Source organism: Sphaerobacter sp. (assembly GCF_019683595.1).
GTDB lineage: Bacteria > Chloroflexota > Chloroflexia > Thermomicrobiales > Thermomicrobiaceae > Sphaerobacter.
The window spans coordinates 1-3845 of record NZ_JADGHZ010000258.1 but is presented as its reverse complement, the minus strand read 5'-3'; the positions used below and the strand labels follow the sequence as shown (position 1 = coordinate 3845).

The following is a 3845-nucleotide window of genomic DNA, read 5'->3' as shown; positions in this document are numbered from 1 at the left end:
GCCCGGGGCTCAACCCGGGGGGGCCGGGGCCGAGCGGTGGAACTCAACGCCGGGGTGTCAGACCTGCCCGAACTGAACCCGCTCCAACCGGTTTTCGTCGGCAGCGCGGCGACCGACCGGCCACGAAGGAGGTCACGATGCCACTCCTGCTGATCGCACTCGTCATCCTGCTCGCGGTGGGGCTCTACTACCTGTTGAAGACGCGGAGCGAGGGCTCAAAGGAGAAGGCCGACCACGGCGAAGGGCCTCCCGGCCATCGCATGTGACCGGTCTCGTGCCGTCATCCATCTGCGTGCGGGGATGCATGTAACATCGTGCGATCCTGGCACGTTATAGAGGATAGCGCCGGGATCTGGTCCTCTGCTGGAACCCTCCGCGAGTCCCTGATTCCCGCCGATCGCGCGATGAGGCCGGCCGCCTGCTCGGTCGGCCATGCAGGCGCGACTGAATCGCTTATTAGCCCTTCCCTGTAGTTCTCTTATTCCGTTCGCCGCTGCCCCAAGCGGCCGGCCGCCCGGGTGTCCCCGCGCCCGGGCGGCCCTTTTTCTCCGGGTTCTATCGACAGGGCCGCTGGGTCGCCCCCGTCCGGCGGCGTGACCGCGCCGGCACGATACCTTGCATCAGGCTACCCAACCGCACGGCACTTGGGCGCGTAGAAGCATCGGGCCCGGCCGCGGCCGGGGCATTTCGAAACCTTGGCGTGTTATAGTCCATGATGGTTTTCGTCCGGCGTTGAGGTGTTCCTGTCCGCCACTTGCCGGGGGCACCGTGAGCGCCAGGACGCGGTATCGCATGCATCGAGATTCGCGAGAAGGAGGGGGCGTGTCCGAGGTTCGGATCATGGTCAGCCGGAATGGTTCGTACTACGTTCAGGGCAAGGTTCTCCTCGTCGACCACCAGGGGAACGAGATCCCGTATGAGGGGGAGGAAGTCTGGCTCTGCCGCTGCGGACACTCCCAGACCAAGCCGTTCTGCGACGGGAGCCACCGGAAGGTCTGGAGCAAGGATAATCCGAACCGGCCGAATCCGTAGCCGAACCGCCGCACGACATGCCAGCAAACTCCGGACGGGGCCGATCGGTCACCCCGCCGGAGTCTGCGCGCCAGACAAGCGATGGGGAGTAACTGCATGCCAGGACCGACGGACGACTACGTACGCGTGATGCCCGCGGCGGACGTCGCGGAGGAAGAGATCTACGCGTTCGAGGTGGACGGGGAGCTGCGCGTCCTGACGCGGGTGGGCGATGAGATCTTCGCCTGCGACGGGATCTGCACGCACGAGTACGCGGAGCTGTCCGAGGGCGAGATCGAGGACCACGTGATCTACTGCCCGCTTCATGGCTCCGGGTTCGACCTCCGAACCGGCGCCGTCACGAGCCTCCCCGCGGTGACGCCGCTGCCGATCTACGATGTGAAGATCGTGGACGGGGAGGTGTACGTCTCCCGCACGCCGCGGGACGAGGGAGAGGCCTAGCCCATGTCACGCCGGCCTGCGTACGTCATCCTCGGGGCCGGGGTTGCCGGTCACTTCGCCGCCGACGCGCTGCGCCAGGCCGGCTTCGACGGGCAGGTGCTCCTGATCGGCGCCGAGCCGGTGCGGCCCTACGACCGCCCGGCGCTCTCCAAGGGCATCCTGCAGGGCACGAAGGAGCCACAGGCGATCATCTTCCAGCCCGAGGCGTTCTACCGCGAGCGGGAGATCGACCTCGTGCTGGGTCGCGCGGCCGTGGAAATCGACCCGGCCGCGCGCAGGGTCGTGCTCGACTCCGGCAAGTCGGTGTCGTACGACCGGCTGCTGATCGCCACTGGAGCCGCCCCGATCCGCCCCCGGCTGCCGGGGATCGACTTGCCGGGCGTGCATGTGCTGCGCTCGCTCGCCGACGCCGAGGCGCTCCGGGCCGGCCTGCTGGCGGCCGAGCGGGTGCTGGTGATCGGCGCCGGGTTCGTCGGAAGCGAGGTCGCCGCCAGCGCCCGCACGCTCGGCCGGGACGTGACACTGCTCGATCTGCTGCCGGCACCGATGAGCCGCGCGCTCGGCCCCGAGCTGGCCGCGGTGTACGCCGAACTGCACCGCGCCCACGGAGTGGATCTGCGGATGGGTCGGGGCGTGGTTGAGCTGCGCGGCCGGGACCGGGTCGAGGAGGCGGTGCTGGACGACGGCACACTGCTCGCCTGCGATCTGGTGGTGCTCGGCGTCGGCGTGCGGCCGGCGGTCGATCTGGCCATGGCGGCCGGGTTGGATGTCGACGACGGCATCCTCGTCGACGAGCACTGTGCCACGAATGCGTCCGGGGTGTACGCCGCGGGCGACGTGGCAACCTGGTGGCATCCGACGCTCGGGCGCCGGATCCGGGTGGAGCACTTCGACAACGCCGGGGAGCAGGGCGCAGCGGCAGGCAGAGCCATGGCCGGGCAACCCGAGCCGTATGCGCCGGTGCCCTCCTTCTGGACCGATCAGTACGACACGACGCTCCAGTACTACGGCTACCCGGTCCCCTGGGATCAGGTGGTGCTGCGGGGCGACGCCGCCGCCTTCAGCGTGACGGCCTTCTACCTGGCAGAGGGGCGCATCGTGGCGGCCGCGATGCTCAACAGGCCGAAGGAGCACCGTTCTGCCCGCCGCCTCGTCGCGGCCGGCGCCGCCGTCGACCCGGCCGTGCTGGCCGACCCCGACACCGACCTCCGGGCCCTGTCGCGGCAGTTCGCGGCGGGGTAGAGGATGGCCCTCACCCCCTGACCCCCTCTCCCAACCTTGGGAGAGGGGGAACGTCATGCGTCAAACGTCATGCGTCAGCCGTTAGGCGTTCGTCGTCCTTCTCCCCTCTCCCAACTTTGGGAGAGGGGTCGGGGGTGAGGGCCGGATCATCTACAGCAACTCCGGGCCGCCGTTCTTGCGGCCGGCGCCGAGCGCTTCGGCGCGCTTGTACGCCGCCCAGACCGCCTGGGCGATGACCGTGCGCAATCCGCCCTTCTCCAACTGGTAGTGCGCGGCCGCGGTCGTGCCGCCTGGCGTCGTCACCATGTTGCGGAGTTCGGCCGGGTGCTTGCCCGACTCGCGGGCGAAGAGGACCGAGCCGAGCATCGTCTGGTAGACGAGCTGCTCCGCGATGCGCCGGTGCAGTCCAAGGTGAACCCCGGCGTCGATCAGCGCCTCCATCATCTGGAAGACGTAGGCCGGCCCGCTGCCGCTCAGCGCCGTCGCCATATCGATCTGGTCCTCGGAGTCGACACGCACCGACAGGCCCATGGCGCTGAGCACCGCCTCCACCAGCGCCTGCATTCGCGCATCGACCGCCGGTGCCGGGTACCAGGCGGTGACCCCGCTGCCGATCTGCGCCGGGGTGTTCGGCATCGAGCGCACGACCGCGGCGTGTTGTAGCCCCTCGCTGAGGCGGGCGATCGTGGCGCCGGGAATGATCGAGACGACGACCTGTTCCGGCCGCAGCGTGCCGGCCAGATCCTGCATGACCGTGTCGAGCGTCTGCGGCTTGATGCTGAGCATGACGAGGTCCGCTCCGGCGGCCGCTTCCCGGTTGTCGCGGACGATGCGAACCCCGTAACGTGCGGCGAGGTCCTCGCGGCGGGATGTGATCGGCTCGCCGCCGGTGATCTGGCGCGGGTGAACCAGCTCCCCGCGCAGCAAGACCGACATGATGGCCTCCGCCATCACGCCGCAGCCGATGAATGCGATTCGTGCGTCGCGCAGGACGTCCTGCACCGTACCCTCCATTGGTGGCTCCTCCATCGTGCGCCGCACGCGGCGGCGCAGGTCTACAACCGGTTGTGCTTGGGGAGGTATCCGGCCCTCAAACGCTGAGCGGGTGCCCATTGGCACCCGCTCAGCGT

The 3845-nt window shown here is 69.2% G+C and carries 5 protein-coding genes; 4 read left to right on the top strand and 1 reads right to left on the bottom strand.

The window, feature by feature from the left end:
- Window positions 1-137 precede the first annotated feature (137 nt).
- From IRZ30_RS16240 to IRZ30_RS16225, 4 genes are all read left to right on the top strand, one after another.
- Entirely contained in the window at window positions 138-266 is a 129-nt protein-coding gene (locus IRZ30_RS16240) for a hypothetical protein (RefSeq protein ID WP_294086651.1), read from the top strand.
- 556 nt (window positions 267-822) lie between these two features.
- A complete protein-coding gene (locus tag IRZ30_RS16235; RefSeq protein ID WP_012873669.1) occupies window positions 823-1032 on the top strand; it encodes a CDGSH iron-sulfur domain-containing protein in 210 nt (69 codons plus the stop codon).
- 96 nt (window positions 1033-1128) lie between these two features.
- Complete coding sequence (locus tag IRZ30_RS16230) at window positions 1129-1473, top strand: non-heme iron oxygenase ferredoxin subunit (protein ID WP_294086647.1); 345 nt, start codon at window positions 1129-1131, stop codon at window positions 1471-1473.
- Window positions 1474-1476: 3 nt separating this feature from the next.
- Window positions 1477-2715, top strand: a complete 1239-nt coding sequence (locus tag IRZ30_RS16225) for an FAD-dependent oxidoreductase (protein ID WP_294086646.1) — start codon at window positions 1477-1479, stop codon at window positions 2713-2715.
- A gap of 150 nt (window positions 2716-2865) precedes the next feature.
- On the opposite strand, the gene proC is transcribed toward IRZ30_RS16225, so the two are convergent.
- The gene (proC, locus tag IRZ30_RS16220) at window positions 2866-3729 is read right to left on the bottom strand and encodes a pyrroline-5-carboxylate reductase (protein WP_294086645.1); all 864 of its coding nucleotides are present in this window, start codon (window positions 3727-3729) and stop codon (window positions 2866-2868) included.
- Window positions 3730-3845 lie beyond the last annotated feature (116 nt).